This window comes from Limosilactobacillus rudii (assembly GCF_014145455.1).
In the GTDB taxonomy this organism is placed as follows: domain Bacteria; phylum Bacillota; class Bacilli; order Lactobacillales; family Lactobacillaceae; genus Limosilactobacillus; species Limosilactobacillus rudii.
In genome coordinates this window covers 20,701-45,876 of sequence record NZ_JACIVB010000040.1, presented here as the reverse complement: position 1 = coordinate 45,876, position 25,176 = coordinate 20,701, and the positions used below count along the sequence as shown (strand labels likewise).

The following is a 25,176-nucleotide window of genomic DNA, read 5'->3' as shown; positions in this document are numbered from 1 at the left end:
ATTCTCTCCTTTAATTTTACGATAAGCGGGTCATGAGGTTCAACAGTTCTATTCGCCATCAAGTCAAGTAAATTTTGAAGTTGCGGACTCACAGCGTGTTTTTTACTTGGAATGTTTAGATAAATATCGGTACTTCCGTCTTTGACAATTTCATTAGGAAACTCACCAATGTGTTTATGAACAGTATAGTACTGATTTCCATAACCAAACTGATCAAAACAGCAAAAAAAAGATTACATACGAATCATTAGCTTTAAGATAGTCCTTACCTTTCTCATAGCTATCAAGAGCATTAACAGCTTGGTAATACCGCATTCGCTTAATCAAATTTGTCTTATTTTCCATTTGCATTTCCACATCATAACGATTATTATGGGCATCCTTAGTGTAAATATCAAATCGAATTCCTTTTGCATCTGGTGCAAATTTCATTTCTTTTTGTGCATTGGGAATTTCAATCTTTTGAATATCAAGGTCAGGCAACACTCGTCGAATAACCTCTAAGCAAATTTCTTCATCCAGCATTACTTTATTAAAAATAAAGTCATCAGTTAATCCCGCTGTTTTCCAATTACGAATTGTCTTCGTCATAATTACACCTCGTACTTTATTATTGGAGATTTCCCCCTATAATTTAAATACGTAAAAAATTTAAATTTGCACGAAAAATACCCAATAAATAACTGTATTAACAGAAATTTATTGGGTATCTTATATATTAAATTGTTAGCAGTGTTTTACCACATACCAAGTACCTTCATCCACAGGCTTCCAATTCCAATCCATACAACGAGATAGAAAATACCAAGGACAAAGTTTAATGACCACCACTTAGATTGAGGAACATAACCTGAACCAAAAAGTACAGGGGCAGGACCTGAAGCATAATGAGTGGTAGAAGCCATTAAGTTACCAAAGAAACCAAGCATTAAGGCGGCTAACATTGGTGGTACATTAGCAGAAATAGCAACAGCAAGGAATGCACTGTACATTGCCGTTACATGAGCAGTTGAACTAGCAAAAAGGTAGTGTGAGTAGAAGTAAACAACGATTAAAATAATTAATACTAATACCCAGTTCATTCCATGAAGTGAACTTCCGACAGCCTTACTTAACCAAGGAATAAAACCTAAGCTAGTTAATGAACCAGCCATCATGACAAGAACAGAGAACCATGTCAAAGTGTTCCAAGCACCGGTCTCATGAAGAACATCTTGCCAGCTAAGAACCCCACATAGCAGTAAGAGGCCTAATGCAATAAAGGCAGCAAGAGTAGCATCAATGCCAATAAAGCTACCAACAATCCAAAGAATCAAAGCTAATACAAAGATAACAGCCATCAACTTTTCTGGCAGACTCATTGGTCCCATTTCGGAAAGCTGATCTTCAGCCCATTGTTTTGCATTAGGTGTTTCTTTGATCTCAGGTGGATACATCTTATAGATCAACCATGGTACAACAATCAATGAAATAATTCCTGGTACCAAGGCTGCTAAGAACCAACCAATCCACGTAATATTTACACCGTTACTCTTAGCAAGAGTCTGAACTAGCGGGTTTGCAGCCATCGCCGTCATAAACATTGCCGCGGTAATCATATCACCATGGTATTCTGCAAAGATTAAGAACGAACCAATTTTTCGTGATGTTCCATTCTTAGGATCTGAGCCAAATGATTCTGACAATGATTTGATGATTGGATATAAAACACCACCAGCACGAGCAGTGTTACTTGGTGTGGCAGGAGCAAGAATTAAGTCAACTCCAATTAATGAGTAAGCCAACCCAAGAGTTCGCTTACCAAAAGCCTTAACAAAATTCAAAGCAATCCGTCGGCCAAGGCCTGTTTTAATGAAGCCTCGTGCAATGAAGAATGCCATGGCAATCATCCAAATTGAAGCATTACCAAACCCAACAATTGCCTTTTCCATTGGTACTGTCTTAGTCAAGACCGTTAATGCAAAGGCAATAATTGAAACCCCACCGATTGGTAATGGACGAGTAATACATGCAATAATCGTCGCAACGAACAAGGCAAACATATGCCAACCAGCAACCGGTACAGCAGCTGGTTTTATAGGAGTCATAAACCATAAGATCAGGCCAATAATGACAGGCCAAATAAACCCTTTATAATTTACACTTTCTAATTTTTTCATTTTTCAATTCCTTAATTTATATCAAAATAATTGCTTTGACGGCTATTAACCGCCATTAATCTTTTACTTTAAGCTACGAGCATAAACAGTAACTTGTTGACCGGCTTGCCGACCAAAGACAATTGTTTCGGCAATCGAGTTACCACCGACCCGGTTGTTACCATGTAATCCACCAGCAACTTCACCGGCAGCAAAAAGCCCCTTAATAACATTTCCGTTACCATCAAGCACTTGGGTCTTAGTATTGATATGAATACCACCCATCGTGTAGTGAATTGCAGGTGCAATGTGGATTGCAAAGAATCCTGGCTTACTAATTCCACGATCCATTCCTGTTGTCCGGTGGAATTGCTTATCATCATGATTTTCAACTGCTTCATTCCACGTCGTAACAGTCTTCTTTAAGTTTTCTGGATCCATATTAAGTTTCTTAGCAAGGTCTTCGATTGTGTCACCATGAACAACTAATCCTACCTTGTCGTAAAACTCAATTGCTTTAGCATGATCACGGATGCCTTGGTCAAATACCAAGTAAGCACTGTGTTCAGGTAACGCAGTAATTGCATTGGATACAATCTTTCGTGTATTTAATTCGTTCACGAAACGTTTACCGTCTGCGTTAACCAAGATTGCACCTTCACCACGCACTGCTTCACCAATTAAATAAACATGAGGGTTATCTTGTTGAACAGTTGGGTGTACCTGAACTAAGTCCATTTGCATTAGTTCTGCCCCAACACCTTCACCAAGTTTCAAACCATCCCCAGTAGCTCCTGGTTGGTTAGTTGTCTTGTAATCTGCAAGATCTGGTCGGAAACGTTTGATGTATTCCTTTGAAGCACCAAATCCACCAGTAGCTAAGATAACAGCTTTGGCACGAATAGTTTTAATCAAGCCATCGGCATTGGCTTCAACACCATTTACTCGTCCTGCATCATCTTGCAGTAATTTAGTAACTTTGACTTTATTGAATACTGGAATATTTTCCTTTTGAACAACCTCTAATAAACTCTTAACCAAGAAACCACCAATTGGCGCCATACTTGCTGGACGGTGTGTTCGCTTACGAGACATTCCTCCAGTAATCGTAATATCATCTAACTTGATACCATGATCTGCTAGCCAATCAATTGCTGGCGCGGTGTGATATACAAAATAGCCAAGCATATCTTTATCGTTTAACCGACCACCATCTTGGTATGTTTCGTGGTAAAAGTCAGCAACATTATCAATTACGCCATGATGTAATTGGACGTTGGTTTCAGCAGCGTTCATCCCCGAAGAAGCGCGATTAGTATTACCGCCAAGCTCTTCTTCTTTTTCTAGCACTACAGTCTTCATTCCCAATTCATTTGCTTGAATGGCTGCTGATAGACCAGTACCACCAGAACCAATAACAATAACATCATAATCATTATCTAAATTACTTACTGATAATGGTTGAAATTTTTCTGCCATGATATTGTTCTCCTTTATTTTGAATTCTCTTCTCACTAACAGCCAAAAGGAGTGGAATAAGTCGCTTTATTTACTCATTGCCACTCCTGCCAGAAGTCTTATAAACTCCTTAGCTTAACATCGTTATTTATTTGTCACGATCAACATTAGTCATCTTAAGCATGTTCATCCATTCATTGTATTGCTCTTCGGTAAGCTTGCCAGACTTCAAAGCGGCTTCCTTTAATGTACTACCCGCTTTATCAGCAGCTTGAGCAATTTTAGCACTGTCATGGTAACCAATGTGTGGTGATAATGCTGTTACAGTCATAAGTGAATTATCAACTAATTCAGCCATCCGTTCTTCATTAACTGTCATTCCGTGAATCATCTTGTCAGCAAAGCCCATGATTGTTCCAGTCATTAAGTCAGCTGATTCAAGGAATGCATCGATCAATACCGGCTTGTAAACGTTCATTTCAAAGTTACCTTGAGATGAAGCCATTGTTACAACAGTATCATTACCAAAGACCCGTAAAGCAGCCATTGTTACAGCTTCAGCTTGAGTTGGGTTAACCTTACCTGGCATGATTGAAGACCCAGGTTCGTTAGCAGGAATATTCAATTCGCCATATCCAGCCCGTGGACCAGAAGCCAAGAAACGAATATCTTGCGCAAGCTTAAACATGTCAGCGGCTAATGTCTTCAATGCCCCATGAACAACGTCTAAACCAGAGTGGTTAGCCAAACCGTAGAACTTGTTTGAGTCAGCTGTTAAGTTTAAGCCGTATACTTCACTAAGTTTTTCAGCAATTTTTTCAGGCATTCCTTCGGCAGCGTTCAAACCAGTACCAACGGCAGTACCACCAATAGCCAATTCATTTAATGTTGGTTCCAACGTCTTGATATAATTGAGATCATGTTCTAATGAAGCAACATAACCAGAAAGTTCTTGGCCGAATGTCAACGGAACAGCATCTTGTAAGTGTGTCCGACCAACTTTAACAGTCTTCATGTACTTTTCTTGCTTAACCTTTAATTCATCAATTAAGTGTTGAACAGCAGGCTTCAGCTTATCAAGTGCTTCTAACGCAACCACATTCATTGCTGTTGGGAAAGTATCGTTTGAACTTTGACCCTTGTTAACATCATCATTTGGTAGAATTTCAATGTCAGGGTTAATTTCGTGGGCCTTGTGCGCAACTACTTCATTAGTGTTCATATTAGTTTGCGTACCAGAACCAGTTTGGTAAACCTTTAATGGGAAGTCTTTCCGTAATTCCTCATCACTTAATGCTAATAATTCATCAATCGCTTTAACAATTAAGTTACCTTTTTCTTCTGAAATTGCTTGCGTTTCCATGTTAGCTTGAGCCGCTGCTTTCTTAATGTTCAATAAAGCACGAATAATAGCTAATGGCATGTATTGACCAGTTGGAAAGTTATTACGACTCCGTTCTGTTTGCGGTCCCCACAATGCGTCTGCAGGAATTTTAACAGGACCTAGCGTATCTTCTTCAGTACGGTATTCTGACATCTCAAAAACCTCCAATGTTTTGATTGAGCAATTATAACTTGTGAAATGTTACACATCATTTACACCTATATCCTACCTTGTAAATACAGGTATAGTCAAACGTTTATAATTCCATAAATTTCACTTATAGTTATCGCGTTGCTCACTGTTATAATAGCGTTTTCAAACATTACTTGCAAAAACTTCACAATTGATAATTACAAAAAGCACCCAAGATTTTTAATTTCTCAGGTGCCAATTTTTAAATATTGTATAGCAATTAACTTTTATTATTCACAAAGAAACCATTTGCATTATTTAGACTAAAAACAACTAATATTTTGGTAACCAAATATTTTTCTCAACCGCGGATCTGGCATCTGTAATTCCTTTACCAGCTAATCCTTGATCAATTGCCGATTGAGCTACTTTTTCAGCAACCCGCTTTGAGAATTCGGTAAGCTTGGAAACAGGTGGCAATACTGCGGCGCCTGGCTTGTTAGGATCCACAATACCACTTAGCGCATGAGCTGCAGCAGCTAGCATGTCATCATTTAATACCTTTGCTTCTGCTGATAATGCGCCGAACCCAACTCCCGGATAAATTAACGCATTATTAGCCTGACCAATTTGGTAGCGAACTCCATTGTAATCTAAGTCCTTAACAGGAATCCCAGTTGCAATCAAGGCTTTTCCATCGGTCCACTTAAGCAAGTCAGCAGCTTTTGCTTCCGCTAACTTTGTCGGGTTTGACAACGGGAAGATAACAGGACGTGGCGTATAAGCTGCCATTTCTTTTACTACCGCTTCATTAAAGCTACCTGGTTGCGTAGAAGTCCCAATCATTACCGTTGGATGAATAGCCTTAACTACTGCTAAGAGGTTCGTTAATTCTTCAGCATTGCTAAATTCACTCCGCTGACGAGTAAATGGCTTTTGCTTTGGTGTTAAACCAGGAGTATCGTCAAACAACAATCCCTGTTTATCAACTAAGTAAAAGTGTTGCTTTGCTTCTGCTGGTGTCAAGCCCTGACGAATCAATTCATCATATAGCATCTTGGCAATTCCCATTCCAGCGGTCCCTGCACCAAATGTTAAGAAGGTTTGATCGGTTAACTTTTCTTTAGAAATATTCATTGCGCCAAGAACCCCGGCTAAGGCAATAATACCCGTTCCTTGAATATCATCATTAAACGTTAAGATTTTATCTTGATACTTATCAAGAATTCTGGCCGCCGTTCCCCGACCAAAGTCTTCAAAGTGAAGAAGGCTCTTAGGGAACGATTCTTCTACCGCATCAACAAACCGATCAATAAAATCAAAATATTCTTCGCCTTCAACCCGCTTAATTCGATTGCCAAGGTAATTAGGGTCTTTCAATAACTTCTCATTGTTAGTTCCTGCATCAATTGAAACCGGTAAAACCTGAGAAGGATTGATTCCTGCAGCGGCAGTGTAAACCATTAACTTACCAACAGAGATATCAACACCATTTACTCCCCAGTCACCAATACCAAGGATTCCCTCCGCATCTGTTACCACGATCAGCCGGATATCACGGCCATCAGCAGCATCGGTAAGTTCTTCCTTAATTAGTTCCGGGTGTTCAATACTCAAGTAAGCTGCGTCTTGTGGCTTAATGTAACGTTCATTGTACTTTTCAATTGCCTCAGCGATTACAGGGTCATAAACGATTGGCATAAATTCAGTAATATGTTGCTTCATTAAATAGAAAAACAGCGTCCGATTATTATTAAAGACTTCCATCAATAAATGACGTTTTTCTATTTGTGAATCTTTCGACTGATATAGATTATATGTTTCCGTTGCTTGCTCTTCGATTGTCCGTACACAAGATGGCAGCAAGCCTAACAAACCATACTTTTTCCGTTCTTCCATTGTAAAAGCAGTACCCTTATTCTTAAACGGATCATTTAACACTTGCATTCCTTTACGCATTATTATCGCCTATCCTTTTTTTCTTCTTAATTTCTAACAATCTCAGGTTAAATCGGTTAATAATATATAGTCAAATTTATGCTATGATATAAATAAATTTGATAGTACTATCCTTAAATACTATTAGAAAGGCATTTTCATGAAGCTAAAAGACCTACAATATTATCAATCATTAGTAAAAACAAGAAACTTTTCCCGGGTTGCTAGCGCGTTTAATGTTAGTCAACCTACAATCACTATGGCAATTCAACGACTAGAAAAAGATTTTGGAACTACTTTTTTCGTTCGTGACCATGTCCATAAAGAACTACATCTCACTCCCGCTGGCAAGCAATTTGCAATGCACGTTAATGTTATCCTAAGCGAATTAGAAATTGCCCACCAGGAAATTGAACAAAGTAAATCTACTAAAATTAGTTTCGGGCTGCCGCCAATTATTGGTAATTATTATTTTCCACCACTTACGCCAGCGCTAATGAGACAGGGACTCTTAAGCCACCTTGAAACTTACGAACATGGCTCAAAAGAAATTTTAAAAATGCTTGAGCATGGTGACTTAGATATTGCTTTACTTGGCTCGCTCACACCGCTTAAAGAGTCCCGGCTTAAAACGATTGAACTAACTAAGTACCCATTCAAGGTTATCGTCAGTACACAACATCCCCTTGCGAAAAAAAACAAAATTGATTTTGCAACCCTTAAAAACGAGAAGTTCATTGTTCCTGACTCGGAATTTTTTCATGACCAAGCTTTTAAACAAATTTGTCGCCAAGCTCACTTTCGTCCACAGGTTATTTACCGTACTGCTGATATTCACGTCATTAAAGCCATGGTGGCGGAAAATCTTGGTATTGCCTATCTCACTAGTCTAGCAATCACCCCTGAAGATAACATTACTGCTCTCGATATATCCGCGCCGCTCAACCAATCTTTCCGTTTAGCCGCTGCTATACGATCAACAGAAGTGCTTACTCCTTATAAACAACAACTGTGGGATCTATTAACAAAAAAAGAGAGTAAGCAAAACTAGCTTACTAGTTCGCCTCCTCTCTTTAGATAGCTAAATTATTTTTCAATAGTAATTGTTTTAATTACGACATCTTTTTGTGGCTTATCGGCTGCATCCCGCTTAACCTTACTAATTTTTTCAACAACATCCATTCCAGACAATACTTGACCAAATACTGTATGATGAAAGTCCAGCCACGGAGTTCCACCGTTTTTTTCGTAATATTCAATAATCTCTTCTGGATAGCCAACCATCTTCATTTCACCAATCATATTTTCTGGAATATGCTTATTAGTAACAATAAAGAACTGACTGCCATTGGTATTAGGACCGGCATTAGCCATTGAAAGAGCTCCAGTAAAATTAAACAGCTCTTCTGAAAACTCATCTTTAAATGGCTGACCATAGATACTTTCACCGCCACGACCTGTTCCCGTCGGATCGCCCCCTTGAATCATAAAGTCAGGAATAACACGGTGGAAAATCACATCATCATAATAATGTTTCTCAGCTAACTTAACAAAGTTTTCAACTGTTTTCGGTGCCTGTTTAGGAAAAAGCTGGACCTTAATCGTCCCCATCGTCGTATCAATTGTTGCTTTGGGACCCTTAACTTCACTTAACGCTAATTGTGGATATTTCATAATCAAAACCTCATTTCTCATTTACCATCTCTTATTATCTTAGCAAGATGTCAGAGAATAAGGCAATCATTTAATCTTCACTAACGCGTAAAACACATGCCCCTTTAATATCGCCATTTTTAACATAACGTAACGCCTCATCAGCCTTAGCTAGCGGATATTCATGAACTTCTGGGTGAATATTAAGCCGGTCAGCCAACGTCAAAAACTCTTCACCATCTCGACGAGTATTACTTTCAACACTTGTCAGCGTCTTTTCATGGAAAATCTCTCGTTGGTAATTCATTGCCGGAATATCGGTCATATGAATTCCTGCTAATGCTAAAGTACCTCCAGGAACTAAACTAGCTAAGGCAGGTAATACCATGTCGCCAACCGGTGCAAAAATAATTGCTGAGTCAAGCGGAACTGGTGACGGGTCATACGAACCCTGGGCTGAAGCACAACCAAGTTCAAGTGCAAACTTCTTAGCATCATCACCACGGGTAAAAACATGTACTTCAATTCCTTGAGCCAAAGCAATTTGTGCTGTAATATGCGCCGACCCGCCAAAACCATACAGTCCTAGACGACCACCCGCTGGGATATTAGCACGTTCAAATGCTCGATAGCCGATGATACCGGCACAAAGCAGGGGTGCAGCTTCCAAAGAACTAAATTTCTCTGGAATTCGATAAGCAAATCCTTCAGGAACAGTTACATATTCAGCATATCCACCATCATGATCCCAACCGGTATAGATGGAATGAGGACACAAATTTTCATGCCCTGACCGGCAAAACTTGCAGACTCCGCATGCATGACGGAACCACGGAATTCCAATACGTTCGCCTAATTTAAATCGACTTGTCTCCGGCCCAAAACCAACAACCTTTCCAACTATTTCATGGCCTGGAGTTACATGCTCTTGATGAACCGGTAAATCGCCCTCAGTGACGTGAAGATCAGTATGGCAGACACCACAGGTAAGAACTTTAACCAGTACTTCGCCTCGCTTTGGCCTTGGAACTGGTTTTTCTGTGAACTCGATTGGGGCACTTTTCCCGTCAATTGGTCCCGGAGTTGTCACTGCCCACGCCTTCATCACATCTGGGATTATATTTTCTTGTTTTACCATTCAAAAGACCTCGATTAAATTAAAGTTATCACTATTATTGTAATGCTTTTTCCTATTCATAACTGTTACGAATTTTATCAATTTTGCGTAACCATTCTTTTTGAAATGCACTTACATCTAACTTTTTATTAATAGCCGGATCATCCTTTGCTACTTGGGTCAAACCGTCTGTCCCACCGATATCATCAAGAATTCCAGCACCAGCACCGTCTAACATCTTAGGATTAGCATGTGATGAGACGCGCTTAGGCTTAATTTCTTCGAAGCGAATATTAAACCGCCACATATCACCAAAATCATATATTAAAGTATATTCATCTTTTATATCACAATCACCCATCCAAATCTGGGTCAAGTCCTTTGTCTGACCAAACCCACTATCAAAAATTGGTAACTGGTAATGAATATCAGCTTGTTGTAACTCAAATAAATGTGTCCCATCGGTATTAAATGCAGCTAAAATCATAAAAGAAAGCATATCTAACCGTGTATCACCGCTAACTGTAAAACGTCGCCACATTTTAGGCGCATAATCAGCTAATTCGACGTAAACAACGTATTGTTTGTTAACATACTGAATAGCATGTTCCCGTTGTGCTCGCACTTCCCGCCGCATATCGCGAATAATTCGTTGTAAATGATACATTCGCTGCTTTGAATTGAGGTCCTTTACTCCTTGATTAATCGCCTGAACGAACTTGTCGTAATCTTCACTTGAAAATAAATCTTCAGCTCTCAAGAACCGCCCAAACGTACGAAAGGCATCACTCACCGCCCTAAAACTTGTTTCGGTTGGCCGAGTATTATGCAGCTTTTCATAATTGATAAAGTAATGATACGCCAAGGTAATATCATCAAGCACCGACTCACCTAACGCCTCACAATATCCCAAGTAATCAGCAGCACAATCTAAATCCCGTTCAATCACACTTTCGCTCTGATTATGACGCTCTAGGTACTCCTCGTAATCGTCTAAAATCTTTTCCCCCACTGCTGTAGCATTCATAATGTCATTAATTGAAAGTGAGCGGTAAAGATACCGCCGATTATGCTCATTAAGCTTAGGATGAGAAGCAACCTTAAAGTCCGTTACCGAATAGTCTTCAAAGATATCCATCACAACGTATTCGTCATCCGTCGATTGATTTCTAATTTGTGTCTGTTCAGCAAGCTGCAGGGCAATCTCAGCGTTACTTGGATCTTTTTCCCAATCGATTACCGAATTAGGACCCACCATCATATTTTGGTACATTTGTAGTTGCTGTTGCGTCTCCGGCTGTATTTGCTTAGTAAATGTAACTTTTCCGAATTGTTCATCACGAATCATTCGAATTTTTGCATGAGGGATTGGCGATATCTCTAACAATTGTAAAAATTCACGTTTAAATGCCGTCATAAACGAACGTGAATCATTAAAGCGTTGCGGGTAACGAACAATAATTGGCAATGCCATTAAATTGTTCATTACAATCATAAACTCACCAGCAACTCGAACTGTCCATACATTAGTGTCTAGTAGCTCAGATGATGATATTATTTGCGAATTAACATGCAAATGCTGAGCCAGTGAATTTTCTACTGCAATAATCACCGTATCGATTCCTCCTATTATTTTTCTTATATTAATTTTATTTTAAAAACTACTATTTATCAACTTAATCAAACCATATTTACAAACAAAATAAAAGAATTAAAATAGGGTATAATGTACCGTCACTGAAAGGATGAGCCGCTTTTGCTTAATCAAAAACTCGATATATTTGATTTACGAAAAATTCAAGTTACACAAACAAAATCTGAACTCGAAAATATGGGGAAACGTCAGCAAAAAGAGATTACTAGCGATATGCTCGGAACCTTTGTTGCTGTTGATCGTGATCCGGTCAAAACAATTCAAATTACGGAAGCCAATATGATTACCGAATTATTATCATTACGCCATCAACGAATGATTACTAATCGGTTTGCCTTTTTCCGTGGTACTGCAGAATTGATGGAACATGACTTAAAACAACAATACCAAAGCCATTTGCCGGTGATTATATGTGGGGATGCTCACGTAAATAATTTTGGTTTCTATGCATCTCCCGAACGGAAACTTCTTTTTGGTCTTAATGATTTTGATGAAGCACGGATTGGTAATTGGGAAAGTGATCTTAAGCGTCTCTTGGTTAGTGCTGAACTAGCTGGTGAAGAAAATAACTTTACTCAAGAAGACCTCTATCAACTTTTGCAAATTACCGCTAAAACTTATCGTCACACAATTAAAAACGCCAATAAGATGAGTCTTTCCCAACTTTTTTACTTTTCATTTGACTATGAGACCATGGGGAGAGCAATTGAATCGTTTGGTGATATCTCTACCCAAATGCAAACAGTACTCAATAAAGTCCTGAAAAAGAGCCAACGTAGCAATTCAGAAGAAATTATCCAAAAAATGGCAACAGTTAATAATCAAGGACAACTGGTCTTCCAAGATAATCCACCGCGCGCCCGCCACCTTAGCGCAATCCGTTATCAACAAATTGTTGAAGGATACAATAAATATTGTAAAAATATCCGCCAAGATGTCCGCGTTTTGTTAGCCAACTTTCATATTTCTGATATTATTCGTTATAGTGTCGGTGTTGGCAGTTTCGGAACCCGGTGTTACTTGTTAATGCTGACAGGCAATGACGGCAGCCACATCGTTCTCCAAATTAAAGAAGCAATGCCATTGAGATATAATATGCTCTCATTACCCGTCCAGCAAGTAATTAAAAACGGTGGAATTGCAGGACAACGGATTGTTACCGCTCAGCGTGTTCTCCAATCATCTTCAGATCCCTTTCTAGGAAGTACTACATTTGGTGGGCGAAGTTACTACATTCGTCAATTCCGCGATATGAAAGAATCAATTAATGTTAGCAAACTTGACTTTGAAAGTTTCCAATTCTACTGTCAAACATGTGCTTATCTTCTTGCAATGGCTCATTTTCAAAGCCCTACAGCACCAATGATTCGTGGCTATTTAAAGCACCAGAAAAAACTAGACTCCCTTTTGGCAAACTGGGCACTTAAATATGTCGACCAAGTAACGAAGGACTATGAATTATTCAAACAAGCAATCGCTAACGGTAAACTAATTAAATAGTCATTTAAAAAATAGGACTTGCAGTCATTTCTCGCAAGCCCTTATTTCTTTAACTAACCTATTTATTTTCGCTTAATCGTTTGCGATATTCAGCCCGCGTCATCTTCACAGACGCTGGCTCTTTTTTCTTCTTTGGCACTGGTCGTGGTGCTTTTTTAGCAAGTTTAATTTCTCCATAACTTGTTGAAATCCGTGTATATGGTTCTTTCAGCGGTTGCTGGTTTTCTTTTTCCACTTTTACTGCCTTTTTAGCGTTTTCCAAGTTCATTCGCGCCGCCTTAACGTTCTCCTTAGCAACCAATAAGTTTGCAGAGATACGATCAAGGTTTTCCTGGACGCTTTTAAGGAGTTGTGTACTGGCGGCAATTGTTGTCTTATCGCCAATATTTTGTACACCAGCAAACGTACTTTGCGCCGAAATTACCACTTGCTTCGCTTCATGATACTTTTTATTGAAATTATCATATGATTTTTGTGCTTGCTCATACGTTTCCTGAGCTTGCTTCAATGTTGCTGTTAAATCAGCCATAGTTTTCTCACCCAATTCAGTTCTAGATAAACTAAAAGGCTGTGGCAAAGTAAACCTTCGTCACAACCCTCTAGTACGTCCGAACAAATTATATATTAAACCGTCAATTATTTATAATGAAGATTAGTATTCGCGCTTCTTACCAGCTAAGCCAAAACCAAACATTGCAGCAGCAGCACCTAATGCAACTACAGCAGCACTGTTTTCGTTACCAGTTTGTGGTAATGTTTCAGCCTTTGCACTGTTTTCCTTGTTAGCCTTGTATTCGGCACGAGTAAGGTTAGTAGCAACCTTCTTAGCAGGAGTTACTTCACCATTCTTAGTAGCAGCTACAGTACCTTTGTTTGCTGTAGTTTCCTTGTTAGTGTTAACTTCACCCTTATTGGTGTTTTCTTCACCCTTGTTAGTGTTGTTATCACCTTTGTTAGTATCTTCTTCGCCCTTATTAGTGTCATCACCAGTTGATGGCTTATCAGCAGGCTTTTCACTGGCAGCCTTCTTAGCAGCTTCAAGGTTAGCCTTAGCTGTATCTAAGTTAGCTTGAGCATTCTTCAAGTTAGCCAAAGCGTTGTCGTAGTTAGTTTGAGCAAGCTTTTGAGCAGCTTCGGCATCCTTAACAGCAGGGAAGTCACTGAAGTCACCGTTGTTTACACGATCAAGGATTGCCTTGGCAGCATCAGCGTTCTTTTGAGCATCTTGGTACTTAGCTTCAGCAGTGTCCTTGGCATCATTAGCCTTCTTAACAAGGTTGTTAAATACATCTTGGGCTGCTTGGATCTTGTTCAAGGTAGGAGTCTTGTCAGCAGGAGTAGTTGGGTTAAGGTAGTAGTCCTTAAGAGCACTTACTAATGCTTCAGCAGCGTCAGTTTGTGGTGAGTTGTAACCATAAACCTTTTGTACCTTGTTAAGCATATCTTGAGCAGTATTCAAGGCGTTTTCGTTGTGATCAGCCTTCAATTCGTTGTATGCAGCAGCTGCATCAGTAGCGAATTCAGTGTTTTGATCAACAGTTGTTTGGGCCTTCTTAGTAGCAGTTTGGGCATCATTCAAGGCCTTAGTTGCATCATTTACCTTAGCAGTTGCATCATCGTATGCCTTTTGTGCATCAGTAACTTTTTGTTGTTCCTTAGCAAGAGCAGCCTTAGCATCATTAAGCTTTGAACCTGCTTGGTTAGCAGCTGTTGATGCATCATCATAGGCCTTTTGTAAAGCAGCCATGTCTGGATTAGTAGTACCAGCCTTTTGAGCAGCTTCTGTTTGAGCATTAAGAGCAGCATCTGCAGCAGCTTGGGCAGCCTTTTGAGCCTTTTGTGCATCATTTAATTGTTGACCAGCCTTGTTTACAGCTTCAGTAGCACTTTGATATGCCTTAGCGTTGGCAAGGTTATCAGCTGCAACAGTTTGAGCGTTTAATGCGTCGTCTGATGCCTTTTGAGCTGCAGCTTGAGCGGTCTTAGCGTTTGTGTAAACTTCGCTAGCCTTGTTTGCAGCTTCGGAAGCAGCATTAGCAGCATCTTGAGCCTTAGTGTAAGCTTCTTGAGCTGGGGCTAATTCTGCGGCAGCCTTATCAGCGGCGGCTTGAGCATTATTGAAGGCAGTCATAAGTTCTTCGTAGTTAGGATTGTAGTTAGAACTATCCTTATCTGGAGATGCATTCTTAACTGCATCAGCAGCCTTTGCAAGAGCAGCTTGAGCTTCTTCATTTGCTTGGCTTGCAGCGTCAAATGCTGGCTTTGCACTAGCCAAAGCATCATCTGCTTTAGTTTGAGCGTTTTTAGCTGCATCATACTTAGCAGTAGCATCCTTTAATGCAGTATTAGCATTTGCTAAAGTATTCCCGGTTTCGTTAACCTTAGCTTGGGCATCATTAGCAGCCTTTTGTAATTCAGCAACACTTGCATTAACGTTACCAAGCTTATTAGCTGCGGCAGCTTGATCATTACGTGCGTTATCAAATGCCTTTTGAGCTGCATTAACGGCATTATTTGCATCGTTTAATGCCTTAGTAGCTGCGGCAGCCTTAACTGATGCTTGTTGGTAAGCCTTAGCATTAGCAAGCTTATCAGCGGCAGCGGTTTGAGCGTTTACAGCTTCATCGTATGCCTTTTGTGCATTAGCAACATCTTGTTGAAGTTGATGAGCATGGTTGTACTTGTCAGCGGCAGCAGTTTGGGCATTTACAGCTTCATCTGCAGCGGCTTGAGCCTTCTTTTGAGCACTTTGAGCATCATTTAATTGTTGGCCAGCCTTGTTTACAGCTTCAGTAGCACTTTGATATGCCTTAGCGTTGGCAAGGTTGTCAGCTGCAACAGTTTGAGCGTTTAATGCGTCGTCTGATGCCTTTTGAGCTGCAGCTTGAGCAGTCTTAGCGTTTGTGTAAACTTCGCCAGCCTTGTTTGCGGCTTCAGAAGCAGCATTAGCAGCATCTTGAGCCTTAGTGTAAGCTTCTTGAGCTGGAGCTAATTCTGCGGCAGCCTTATCAGCAGCGGCTTGAGCATTATTGAAGGCAGTCATAAGTTCTTCGTAGTTAGGATTGTAGTTAGAATCATTCTTGTCTGGAGATGCATCCTTAACTGCGGCTTCTGCCTTAGTAAGATTTGCTTGAGCATCGTTGTTTGCTTGACTTGCAGCGTCAAATGCTGGCTTTGCACTAGCTAAAGCTTCGTCTGCCTTAGTTTGAGCGTTTTTAGCAGCATCATACTTAGCAGTAGCATCCTTTAATGCAGCATTAGCATTTGCTAAAGTATTTCCAGTTTCGTTAACCTTAGCTTGGGCATCATTAGCAGCCTTTTGTAATTCAGCAACACTTGCATTAACGTTACCAAGCTTATTAGCAGCGGCAGCTTGATCATTACGTGCGTTATCAAATGCCTTTTGAGCTGCATTAACGGCATTATTTGCATCGTTTAATGCGCTAGTAGCTTGTTCTGCCTTAGTTGAAGCATCTTGGTAAGCCTTCTTCAAAGCATCAAGGTTAACAGCTAACTTAGCATTATCAAGAGCAGTCTTAGCTTGTGTTTGAGCACTAACAGCAGCATCTAATTGTTTTTGAAGCTTAGCTTGGTTAGCATTTGCTTCATCAAGAGCTTTTTGTGCTGAAACAATTTGTTCATTAGCGTACTTTTCGTATGCGTTAAGAGCATCAACAGCCTTACCCTTGTTTGAAACAGTTGGGTTTTGGTTGTATTCATTAATTGCGTTAATTACGTTTTCAGCAGTTTGTGCTTGTGAACTGTTATTACCAAAAAGCTTTTGGGCTTGGTTAACAGCAGATTGAGCAGCGTTTAATGCGTTGTCAGTCTTGCCATCCTTGAATTGATTGTAAGCAGCAGCAATGTTAGTCGAAACATTAGTTGTTGCATCAGCAGTTGACTTAGCGGCACTGTAATCGCTAAATGCTGAACTTGCAACTGCTGAAGTTGAAGTAGCGTTGCTTTGTGCAGTTGAGGTAGCGGCACTCTTAGCATTAGCTACATTTTCTTGAGCAGTACTATTTGCTGCACTAGTTGTAACAACTGCACTTGAAGCAGCAGTAACAGCGTCACTCGCAGCATTTACTTTTTCTTGAGCTTGTGAAACTACATCAGATGAAACGTTAGTAGCAGCCTTGTTTGCTTCAGGTGCTTTAGTTTCTGTAACAACTGGTTGTTGAGCATCGGCGTGAACATCAGTGTTGTTTACGTTTGCTAATGTAAGACCTGCTAAAGTAGCAGTTGTCATCAAACCAGCATATACAATATTTTTCTTAGCTTTATACATTTTGTAATGTACTTGATTATTCTTCATAAAGAATCCTCCCAAAATAAAACTTCAAAATAAATAATTGCCTTACAACACCTCATTTTATGTAATCGCTTCGCCCATTTCAAGCCATTTTCATTTATCTTTCGATTGATAAAAATAAAAAAAAAAAAAAAAACGACCTTATTTCAATAACAGCAACAATCATTTTATAAATAAAGAGATTTATTTTTTGCGTATTTTATTTTTCATAAGATAAAATTCACATATTTTGTTATCACAAGATAATTAATATTAAAATATAAAATCCACTAATTTGCCTAGAAAGCAATGTAAATCAGTGGATTAATCGCCTATTTTACAACTGAGAGATTAAATATCAAGCGATTAGCCTATCTATGATATTTAGCAAACAACTTTTTATTATTTACAATGTTTCTTCTCGCTCTACCATTATTCATCATTTTTTCGCTGATCACTGCCATAACGTTTCTGTTCCTTGATAACACTACTTTTGTGACGATGTTTATTAATAAATTGGTCCTCAGCAGCAAAAATCATCAAAAAGTCGATAAAATTTTTACTAAAATTCTTTTTAAATTGTTCCCATTTACCTTTAGCCATTATTTTCCCCTATAAATACTAATTAATTTACTTCTTTTATTCTAGCATATCTAAAAATGTGCAAACGATTGCACAACGATAAAATAAAATTGTGGTAAAATAGGAAATGTACTAAAGCGCTTACTTTAAGGAGGATACAATTATGGAAATTTCTAAAGTACCATTTGGAACTTACAAAGGAAAACCGGTTACTAAGTACATACTAACCAATGATAATGGGGTTCAAGCAGGAATCCTCGATTTTGCGGGTCTACTACAATCATTTAAGGTCCCAACAAAAGACGGTGGCAAAGCAGATATGATTCTAACTTCAGAAAATTTAGATGAATTTACTAATAACGGCTTTTGTACTAACCGCCTAATTGGTCGTGTTGCAGGAAGAATTGCAAATGGTGAATTCAGTATCAACGGAAAAGACTATCATATTGAACAAAACGAAGGCAAAAATGCGCTCCATGGTGGTAGCAATGGTTTCTATAGCCATATCTGGCACGTTGATGAAACGAACGCAACTTCTGATTCAGTATCAATCACCCTTAGCTTAACATTAAGCCCTGAAATTGATACTTACCCTGGTAAAATGCATGTTACTGCAACCTATACCTTAACAAATAATGACTTCTTATCACTTAAGATGTCAGCTACAACTGATAGTGATACATTATTCAATCCAACTAATCATACTTATTGGAATATGGCAGCTGCCAGTGTACCAACAGTCGACCAATTAAAACTATACGTTAACTCTGAAAATCACCTTGCAGTCGATGATGGTAAGATTCCTACCGGCGAAAAACTTGCAAACGAAGGAACACCATTTGATTTTAGTACCCCAACTAAACTTGGTGACGCACTAGAGCAAATGAGTACAACCAAAGAAAATGGTTTTGATGATATTTGGGAAGTTACCCCTAGCCTCACAAAGCCAGTTGCAACTCTTGAAGATCCAGAAAGTGGTCGCAAGATGAGTCTTTACTCCGATCGAAACGCTTTGGTTATGTACACCATGAATTCTGACGATGCAGCTGTTTACAACCATGGTCAAGTTCATCCACACCTCGGTCTAGCAATGGAAGCACAAAATCTTTCAGATGCTCCTCACCACCCAGAATTTGGTGATATTAGCTTACATCCTGGTGAAGAAAAAACCTATACAATTAAGTGGCACGTTGAATATTAGAATCAAATAATTTAATGAAATACACATCAAAAGTAGGAAATACTAGTTCATCTAGTTTCTTTCCTACTTTTTTATTTAAAAAATTTAAAGAGGCCAGAATTTTCTGACCTCTCTAAATTCATTCGTTAGGAATTATAAATTAATCTTTGTCATCTGGGTTAAATTTTCCAGCTTTTTGCAAAATTTCTTTTGCCTTTTCAAGGTAATGGTGTTCTGCCCGGAAAGCCTTAATCTTACCACCTTCATCATCAGGAAGGTCAGCAAGGTTCTTCTCAAGTTCCTTGAAGCCTTTTTCAAGGTCCTTAATTACTCCTTCTTCATCTTCCATGTAGATGTAGTGGTTTTCAGCAGGATCCTTATGACCTTCGCCTGCTCGCTCTTCAAGCTTATCTGCATCCTTATCTACTTTTTTAGCATGCTTTAAGATTGACTTAATATCCTTAATTGTTTCGTGTTGAGCAGTACGGTGCTTCTTATTATCAACACTATCTTCAATCTTTGTAAGGTGCCCTTCAGCATCTGCAATCTTCTTTGCAATACGATCTAAAGCCTTAAGTTGACGCTTTGCATAATCAGCCATAACTAATTACCTCCTATAAATAATAACTATAATTCCTAATTCACCTTATATTATATTTTTATAATTTAAATTATACAAACAATAAGCCTTATCTATGATAAATATTTTTGCATAGATAAATTTTTCCTTACAAAAAGTAATAATTTTATAATTATAAATTAAAAAGAAGCCCGTATTATTAACAAACGGCTTCCTTAGTAATTATCAGAAAATTAATTTCTTGGCTATCGTCTGGTTAACACTCACTGGGACATTAAAATTCGGTAATCCTGGAATGTGAAGTTCAATGCTTCCCACTTGTTGGTCTTTCTTAAGCGGGGCTCGTAATTGATTACCCTTTTGATACCGCTTAGTAATCTTTAGTGATGGTTTTGTTGTTTCCACTTTCATATTATTAGGAAGCCATACAGCTGTCGCCCGGGATAGCTTAAGCTTTGCTTTATTCTTATCCTTAGCATTTGCTACCTTTACCTGCTTAAATTTTGGAGAAATATTACTTATATTTTTGATCTCTACAGGCCGGTACTCACTGGTTAGTTTATTATAGAAATCCTGCTGCATCTTAGACTGATCATTCCACTCACCCTTAGTATGCAAAGCGACAAGGATAATGCGTCGCCCTGAAAACATCCCCGTCGATACGATACACTTACCAGCCCGATCTGTATTTCCGGTCTTAAGGCCATCAATCTCACCAGTTGACGGGGCAAAACCATTTTGCGGTAACAATGCGTTTACATTAGTCATCAAATACTGCTGATCCTTTGTTACATCAAAATTAGCAAATTTTTGTTTTGTAATTTCAAGAGTTTCTGGGTACTTTTCAACTAGATATTTTGAAATAAGGGCAACATCTTTAGCAGATAATAGATTTTCTGCATCCTTATCAACATTCTTTAACTTATGCTTGCCTAGATCTCCATTGGGTAAACCAATCATATTATATATTTTTGCATCTGTTACCCCTGCTTTTTTTGCGAAGGCCTGCATCTTCTTATTAAATGCTGCTGTACTTCCTGCATCAGCTAATGCAAGAGCTTCTGTACTACCATCTGCAGAAACCAACATCATCGAGTCAACAAGCTGTTTGACAGTATATTCCTCGCCATTCTTTAATGGTACATTTGAAAAGTGCCAATCATCAGCCATTTTAGCAACTGCTGGAGTAATCTTAATCTTTTGGTCCCATTTCAAATGATGGTTACGAATGTCCTGTTCAATTACTCCTAAAGTCAAAATCTTAATAACAGAAGCAATCGGATACTGTTTAGTTGCATTCTTTTGGTATAATACCTGTCCGCTTTGCGCATCAATTGCGTACACCGCACGAGCATCCATATTAAAGGCAGAAGAATCTGCATGGACACGCGAAAAAACACTTAATCCACCTAAGCAAAGATTAATGGTCGCAATTAACAACACTATTTTGGAAAACAAGACTTTAATTTTCTTCATTGTAATTACTTTCTCTCCTTTATTCACCTCCCTATCATATCCTATCAACCCCCGAAATTGTATAAAGTTTTAATGAAAATTCATGTAAAGTCTTAATTTTCATTAAATTCCCCGAATTACATCTTTTATTTTTAAAAATTACTTGTATCATTAATTAAGTACGCTAATTTTTAATTAGAAAGGGTCGTTGAAGAATGCAAAGGTCGCAGCATAGGCGTCGAAAAGGTAAACTTTTCCTTATCATTATCGCTGTTATACTAATTATCTTAGGAGTTCACCATTTTACATCAACGAGTGCACGACTAAAATCAGCGTGGAACAAGATAATTTTCACTTCTAATAATAATGTAAGCATTGCAGTTTATTCTCCCAAGACCCATCAAATATATACTTCTAGTAATGCTCCCCACCATAAGTTTCGAACAGCTAGTACGGTTAAAGTTAGTATTCTAGCAGGTATCCTTGCTAATCAAAAGGGCCCACTTACCAGTCACGAAAAATCATTAGCTAAAAAAATGATTGAACAAAGTGACAATGATTCTACAAGTGAATTATTTGAAAATTATCTTGGTGGCAAGAATGGTTTACAGCAAACCTTTGAAAAATTTAACATGACCCAATCGCATGCAAATAGTAGCTGGGGGTTAACTGTTACTACCCCTAAAGATCAGGTTAAGTTATTAAATAATATTTTCTATAGTTCTAAAATATTATCCGATGCAGATCGTGCTGAGATTCGCGCACTGATGAGTAACGTTGAAGACGATCAAGCGTGGGGGATTTCTGCCAGCAGCGATAATTTTGCCTTAAAGAATGGCTGGCTTAGCTACGGTAAAAGCGGCTGGATTGTTAATAGTATCGGCTATGTTAAAAATAGCAATGGAACTGACTATACAATCGCTGTCTACACCGACAAAAATCAAACAATGGCTGCTGGGCAACAAGTAATTGAACAACTCGCCCGGGTAACTAAGCCAATATTAGATTAAGGTTCAAAACTGGTTAAGGTGAAAATCCTTGCCAGTTTTTTTATATCTACCTAAAAAAAGTAAAACGTTCAAATAATGTTATTTTTTTCACAATAATGATCTAATAGCTATGGATACCATCGTATCAAGTTTTCATTTTGTTTCATAAAAAGAGCGTACTAATCACAATGTAACTGATTACAGTTTTTTAGTAAAAATCTTTGTTAAACGTTTGACATTCTTAAACAGATATTATATATTGTAGTTGTACATTACATGATAAACGTTTATCAAAAATCTAATAGAAAGAGTACCTACTAATTATGAATAGCAAAAATTCTATTATTACCAAATTAGCGTTCTTGTCAGTTTCATTCATGGTTACGAGTGCTTACGCCATCCAAGGTTCGTTGCCACAGCTAAAGGCAGCACTCGGAATCTCGCAAACACAGTCAGAATATCTAGTTACTACTCCTTCATTTGCTGTAATGATTTTTGTTGTCCTTTCGCCATTACTTCAACAATGGTTTAATATTTCAGACAAAAAGATTATCATGGCTGGGGTAACTATTGTTGGTCTTGCCGGAATCGTACCGCTTTTTGCGGATAACTATACGACCATTTTAATTTCTCGTCTTATCTTGGGTGCTGGGTTTGGTTTGTACAACTCACAAGCCATCTCAATGATTTCCGTTTGGTACGAAGGAACTACTCGTGCCCAAATGCTGGGCTGGCGTGCTGCTGCTGAACAAATTGGTCAAGCATGTACCTTAGCAATTGCTGGTCTAATTTTAAGTTATGCTGGATGGCACGCTTCATTTGCCGTTTATCTACTTGCGTTCGTTGTATTATTCTTCTTTGCTATCCGTGTCCCAGATGATAGCAAGGCCCAGGATAACAGTGTTACTGAAGATAATCTTGCTGATGAATTGACAGACGAAAGTGAACCAATCAAAAAGATTAGTCCGGTCGTTTACCTTCTTGTTTTATTTGCTTTCCTTTTAGTTGTCGACTATGTTGGAATGGAGAATCGGTTCCCTGGTTTAGCCGTTGCAATTAAAGGAAGTAATTATACAGGTTCATCAATGTTCCTGTCACTAATGTTAATTGGTGCAACCCTTGGTGGTTTATTCTACGGTTCAATTAACAAGGTCCTCGGTTTTAATACTGTTTACCTTGGCCTTGGACTAATGGCAATTTCAAACTTCTTATTTGCCTTTGCCAACGGGAATTTCGTAATGTTAGTTATTGGATTACTCCTTATTGGCTTCCCACTTCAATTAGTTTCACCTTTGATTTTCAACCTTTTGCCTGATTTGGCACCAGCTAAACGGCAACCACTTGTTACTTCAATGGTCCTAATTGGATTTAATTTTGGGGCATTCTTCTCGCCAACAATTGCTGAATGGATGAACCGTTTAATGGGTCGTCCACTTAGCGGTATGAATTTGGCCGCTCCATTCTCAATCTATGGAATAATGTTAATCGTTATTGCCTTAATTATTTTCTTTGCAACTCGTCGTTCGAAACAAACAAATTAATTTTAATCGGAGGTTTTTATTATGCCAATCAAAAATGAAGCTATGTTAATCACCTACTCTGACTCAATGGGTAAAAACATCAAGGAAACTCATGAAGTATTAAAGAAGTACATCGGTGACGCTATCGGTGGTGTCCACTTGCTCCCATTCTTCCCATCAACTGGTGACCGTGGTTTTGCCCCTTACCGTTATGACGTTGTTGACCCTGCCTTTGGTAACTGGGACGATGTTGAAGCATTAGGTGAAGACTATTACTTAATGTTTGATTTCATGATCAACCACATTTCTAAGAAATCTGAAATGTACCAAGACTTTAAAAAGAAGCATGATGATTCCAAGTACAATGACTTCTTTATCCGTTGGGAAAAGTTCTGGGAAAAGGCTGGAAAAGATCGTCCAACCCAAGAAGATGTCGATTTAATTTACAAGCGTAAAGATAAGGCTCCTGAACAAGAAATCACATTTGATGATGGAACTAAGGAACACCTTTGGAACACATTTGGTGAAGAACAAATCGATATCAATGTTAAGAGCAAGGTTGCTAATGAATTCTTTAAGGAAACATTAGTCGACATGGTTAAGCATGGTGCTGATATGATTCGTCTTGATGCCTTTGCTTACGCTATCAAGAAGGTTGGTACTAATGACTTTTTCGTTGAACCTGAAATTTGGGACCTTCTAAATGAAGTACAAGACATTCTTGCCCCTTACAAGGCAACGATTCTTCCAGAAATCCACGAACACTACACAATTCCACAAAAGATTTCTGAACACAACTTCTTCATCTATGACTTTACCTTACCAATGACTACTCTTTACACCCTTTACTCTGGTAAGACTAACCGCCTTGCTAAGTGGTTGAAGATGTCACCAATGAAGCAATTTACTACTCTTGATACTCATGATGGTATTGGGGTTGTTGATGCTAAGGATATCTTAACTGATGATGAAATCGAATATGCATCAAACGAATTGTACAAGGTTGGTGCTAATGTTAAGCGGAAGTACTCCAGTGCTGAATACAACAACTTAGATATCTACCAAATCAACTCTACTTACTACTCCGCACTTGGTGACGATGACAAGGCTTACTTGCTTTCACGGGCATTCCAAATCTTCGCTCCTGGTATTCCAATGGTTTACTACGTTGGTTTACTTGCTGGTTCAAACGACTTGGAATTACTTGAAAAGACTAAAGAAGGTCGTAACATCAACCGTCACTACTACACCAAGGAAGAAGTTGCTAAGGAAGTTCAACGACCAGTAGTTAAGAACCTCTTAGACTTACTTTCATGGCGGAACAAGTTTGCAGCCTTTGACCTTGATGGCTCAATTGATGTTGAAACACCAACTGAAACCACTATTAAGATTACTCGTAAGGATAAAGATGGTAAAAATGTTGCTATCCTTGAAGCAGACGCTGCTAACAAGACATTTACTGTTACTGCTAACGGCGAAAAAGTAATGGAACAAAAATAATTACAAAATAATCTCTCTCAAAATAAATAAAAATAGGTAATATTCCTTTCCATTAACGCTTTATCTCTCTCAAAAGTTACCTATTTCGAAAAAGCACCCCTGCAA

General features: G+C 38.6%; 19 protein-coding genes. 6 read left to right on the top strand and 13 right to left on the bottom strand.

The window, feature by feature from the left end:
- Nucleotides 1-213 precede the first annotated feature (213 nt).
- The 5 genes from H5S39_RS02560 to H5S39_RS02540 form a co-directional block, all read right to left on the bottom strand.
- The gene (locus H5S39_RS02560; RefSeq protein ID WP_182596905.1) at nucleotides 214-591 is read right to left on the bottom strand and encodes an Rpn family recombination-promoting nuclease/putative transposase; all 378 of its coding nucleotides are present in this window, start codon (nucleotides 589-591) and stop codon (nucleotides 214-216) included.
- Between the two features lie 146 nt (nucleotides 592-737).
- Entirely contained in the window at nucleotides 738-2,159 is a 1,422-nt protein-coding gene (locus H5S39_RS02555) for an anion permease (RefSeq protein ID WP_182596904.1), read from the bottom strand.
- Between the two features lie 63 nt (nucleotides 2,160-2,222).
- Nucleotides 2,223-3,617, bottom strand: a complete 1,395-nt coding sequence (locus H5S39_RS02550) for a flavocytochrome c (protein ID WP_182596903.1) — start codon at nucleotides 3,615-3,617, stop codon at nucleotides 2,223-2,225.
- Between the two features lie 127 nt (nucleotides 3,618-3,744).
- Nucleotides 3,745-5,133, bottom strand: a complete 1,389-nt coding sequence (locus H5S39_RS02545) for a class II fumarate hydratase (RefSeq protein ID WP_182596902.1) — start codon at nucleotides 5,131-5,133, stop codon at nucleotides 3,745-3,747.
- Nucleotides 5,134-5,445: 312 nt separating this feature from the next.
- Nucleotides 5,446-7,074 carry a malolactic enzyme gene (locus tag H5S39_RS02540; RefSeq protein ID WP_182596919.1) on the bottom strand — a complete coding sequence of 543 codons (1,629 nt, stop codon included), beginning with the start codon at nucleotides 7,072-7,074 and terminating at the stop codon, nucleotides 5,446-5,448.
- Nucleotides 7,075-7,210: 136 nt separating this feature from the next.
- On the opposite strand from H5S39_RS02540, the gene H5S39_RS02535 reads away from it, so the two are divergent.
- On the top strand, nucleotides 7,211-8,101 hold the full coding sequence (locus tag H5S39_RS02535; RefSeq protein ID WP_182596901.1) for a LysR family transcriptional regulator: 891 nt from the start codon (nucleotides 7,211-7,213) through the stop codon (nucleotides 8,099-8,101).
- Nucleotides 8,102-8,136: 35 nt separating this feature from the next.
- Here H5S39_RS02535 and H5S39_RS02530 read toward each other — a convergent pair whose 3' ends face one another.
- The 3 genes from H5S39_RS02530 to H5S39_RS02520 all read right to left on the bottom strand — a co-directional run bounded on the left by H5S39_RS02530 (nucleotide 8,137) and on the right by H5S39_RS02520 (nucleotide 11,432).
- Nucleotides 8,137-8,724, bottom strand: a complete 588-nt coding sequence (locus tag H5S39_RS02530; RefSeq protein WP_182596900.1) for a peptidylprolyl isomerase — start codon at nucleotides 8,722-8,724, stop codon at nucleotides 8,137-8,139.
- Nucleotides 8,725-8,794: 70 nt separating this feature from the next.
- Nucleotides 8,795-9,841 (bottom strand): zinc-dependent alcohol dehydrogenase family protein, encoded by a 1,047-nt coding sequence (locus H5S39_RS02525; protein ID WP_182596899.1) that lies wholly within the window; start codon nucleotides 9,839-9,841, stop codon nucleotides 8,795-8,797.
- Nucleotides 9,842-9,893: 52 nt separating this feature from the next.
- Nucleotides 9,894-11,432, bottom strand: coding sequence for a plasmid pRiA4b ORF-3 family protein (locus H5S39_RS02520; protein ID WP_182596898.1), 1,539 nt, complete (start codon nucleotides 11,430-11,432; stop codon nucleotides 9,894-9,896).
- 144 nt (nucleotides 11,433-11,576) lie between these two features.
- On the opposite strand from H5S39_RS02520, the gene H5S39_RS02515 reads away from it, so the two are divergent.
- Nucleotides 11,577-12,974 carry a DUF2252 domain-containing protein gene (locus H5S39_RS02515; RefSeq protein ID WP_182596897.1) on the top strand — a complete coding sequence of 466 codons (1,398 nt, stop codon included), beginning with the start codon at nucleotides 11,577-11,579 and terminating at the stop codon, nucleotides 12,972-12,974.
- 58 nt (nucleotides 12,975-13,032) lie between these two features.
- On the opposite strand, the gene H5S39_RS02510 is transcribed toward H5S39_RS02515, so the two are convergent.
- The 3 genes from H5S39_RS02510 to H5S39_RS02500 form a co-directional block, all read right to left on the bottom strand.
- Complete coding sequence (locus tag H5S39_RS02510; protein WP_182596896.1) at nucleotides 13,033-13,503, bottom strand: hypothetical protein; 471 nt, start codon at nucleotides 13,501-13,503, stop codon at nucleotides 13,033-13,035.
- Nucleotides 13,504-13,626: 123 nt separating this feature from the next.
- Nucleotides 13,627-17,289: a KxYKxGKxW signal peptide domain-containing protein gene (locus tag H5S39_RS02505; protein ID WP_182596918.1), complete on the bottom strand. Its 3,663-nt coding sequence runs from the start codon at nucleotides 17,287-17,289 to the stop codon at nucleotides 13,627-13,629.
- A gap of 408 nt (nucleotides 17,290-17,697) precedes the next feature.
- Nucleotides 17,698-17,868, bottom strand: a complete 171-nt coding sequence (locus H5S39_RS02500) for a hypothetical protein (protein WP_182596895.1) — start codon at nucleotides 17,866-17,868, stop codon at nucleotides 17,698-17,700.
- Nucleotides 17,869-18,010: 142 nt separating this feature from the next.
- On the opposite strand from H5S39_RS02500, the gene H5S39_RS02495 reads away from it, so the two are divergent.
- On the top strand, nucleotides 18,011-19,048 hold the full coding sequence (locus H5S39_RS02495) for an aldose epimerase family protein (protein ID WP_182596894.1): 1,038 nt from the start codon (nucleotides 18,011-18,013) through the stop codon (nucleotides 19,046-19,048).
- A 139-nt stretch (nucleotides 19,049-19,187) separates the two neighbouring features.
- Here H5S39_RS02495 and H5S39_RS02490 read toward each other — a convergent pair whose 3' ends face one another.
- Together H5S39_RS02490 and H5S39_RS02485 are read right to left on the bottom strand one after the other, a co-directional pair.
- A complete protein-coding gene (locus H5S39_RS02490) occupies nucleotides 19,188-19,628 on the bottom strand; it encodes a hypothetical protein (protein ID WP_182596893.1) in 441 nt (146 codons plus the stop codon).
- A 204-nt stretch (nucleotides 19,629-19,832) separates the two neighbouring features.
- Nucleotides 19,833-21,083 carry a D-alanyl-D-alanine carboxypeptidase family protein gene (locus tag H5S39_RS02485; protein WP_182596892.1) on the bottom strand — a complete coding sequence of 417 codons (1,251 nt, stop codon included), beginning with the start codon at nucleotides 21,081-21,083 and terminating at the stop codon, nucleotides 19,833-19,835.
- Between the two features lie 194 nt (nucleotides 21,084-21,277).
- Between H5S39_RS02485 and H5S39_RS02480 the strand changes: the two genes are divergently transcribed.
- The 3 genes from H5S39_RS02480 (at nucleotide 21,278) to gtfA (ending at nucleotide 25,071) form a co-directional block, all read left to right on the top strand.
- Nucleotides 21,278-22,072: a serine hydrolase gene (locus H5S39_RS02480; RefSeq protein WP_182596891.1), complete on the top strand. Its 795-nt coding sequence runs from the start codon at nucleotides 21,278-21,280 to the stop codon at nucleotides 22,070-22,072.
- A 302-nt stretch (nucleotides 22,073-22,374) separates the two neighbouring features.
- Nucleotides 22,375-23,592, top strand: a complete 1,218-nt coding sequence (locus H5S39_RS02475) for an MFS transporter (protein ID WP_182596890.1) — start codon at nucleotides 22,375-22,377, stop codon at nucleotides 23,590-23,592.
- Nucleotides 23,593-23,613: 21 nt separating this feature from the next.
- Entirely contained in the window at nucleotides 23,614-25,071 is a 1,458-nt protein-coding gene (gene gtfA / locus H5S39_RS02470) for a sucrose phosphorylase (protein WP_182596889.1), read from the top strand.
- Nucleotides 25,072-25,176: the final 105 nt, after the last annotated feature.

What these genes read in the sequence shown, in the direction of transcription:
- H5S39_RS02560 (WP_182596905.1), bottom strand. Translation starts at nt 591, where the DNA reads ATGACGAAGACAATTCGTAATTGGAAAACAGCGGGATTAACTGATGAC.
- H5S39_RS02555 (WP_182596904.1), bottom strand. Translation starts at nt 2,159, where the DNA reads ATGAAAAAATTAGAAAGTGTAAATTATAAAGGGTTTATTTGGCCTGTC.
- H5S39_RS02550 (WP_182596903.1), bottom strand. Translation starts at nt 3,617, where the DNA reads ATGGCAGAAAAATTTCAACCATTATCAGTAAGTAATTTAGATAATGAT.
- H5S39_RS02545 (WP_182596902.1), bottom strand. Translation starts at nt 5,133, where the DNA reads ATGTCAGAATACCGTACTGAAGAAGATACGCTAGGTCCTGTTAAAATT.
- H5S39_RS02535 (WP_182596901.1), top strand. Translation starts at nt 7,211, where the DNA reads ATGAAGCTAAAAGACCTACAATATTATCAATCATTAGTAAAAACAAGA.
- H5S39_RS02530 (WP_182596900.1), bottom strand. Translation starts at nt 8,724, where the DNA reads ATGAAATATCCACAATTAGCGTTAAGTGAAGTTAAGGGTCCCAAAGCA.
- H5S39_RS02525 (WP_182596899.1), bottom strand. Translation starts at nt 9,841, where the DNA reads ATGGTAAAACAAGAAAATATAATCCCAGATGTGATGAAGGCGTGGGCA.
- H5S39_RS02510 (WP_182596896.1), bottom strand. Translation starts at nt 13,503, where the DNA reads ATGGCTGATTTAACAGCAACATTGAAGCAAGCTCAGGAAACGTATGAG.
- H5S39_RS02505 (WP_182596918.1), bottom strand. Translation starts at nt 17,289, where the DNA reads ATGAAGAATAATCAAGTACATTACAAAATGTATAAAGCTAAGAAAAAT.
- H5S39_RS02500 (WP_182596895.1), bottom strand. Translation starts at nt 17,868, where the DNA reads ATGGCTAAAGGTAAATGGGAACAATTTAAAAAGAATTTTAGTAAAAAT.
- H5S39_RS02495 (WP_182596894.1), top strand. Translation starts at nt 18,011, where the DNA reads ATGGAAATTTCTAAAGTACCATTTGGAACTTACAAAGGAAAACCGGTT.
- H5S39_RS02490 (WP_182596893.1), bottom strand. Translation starts at nt 19,628, where the DNA reads ATGGCTGATTATGCAAAGCGTCAACTTAAGGCTTTAGATCGTATTGCA.
- H5S39_RS02485 (WP_182596892.1), bottom strand. Translation starts at nt 21,083, where the DNA reads ATGAAGAAAATTAAAGTCTTGTTTTCCAAAATAGTGTTGTTAATTGCG.
- H5S39_RS02480 (WP_182596891.1), top strand. Translation starts at nt 21,278, where the DNA reads ATGCAAAGGTCGCAGCATAGGCGTCGAAAAGGTAAACTTTTCCTTATC.
- H5S39_RS02475 (WP_182596890.1), top strand. Translation starts at nt 22,375, where the DNA reads ATGAATAGCAAAAATTCTATTATTACCAAATTAGCGTTCTTGTCAGTT.
- gtfA (WP_182596889.1), top strand. Translation starts at nt 23,614, where the DNA reads ATGCCAATCAAAAATGAAGCTATGTTAATCACCTACTCTGACTCAATG.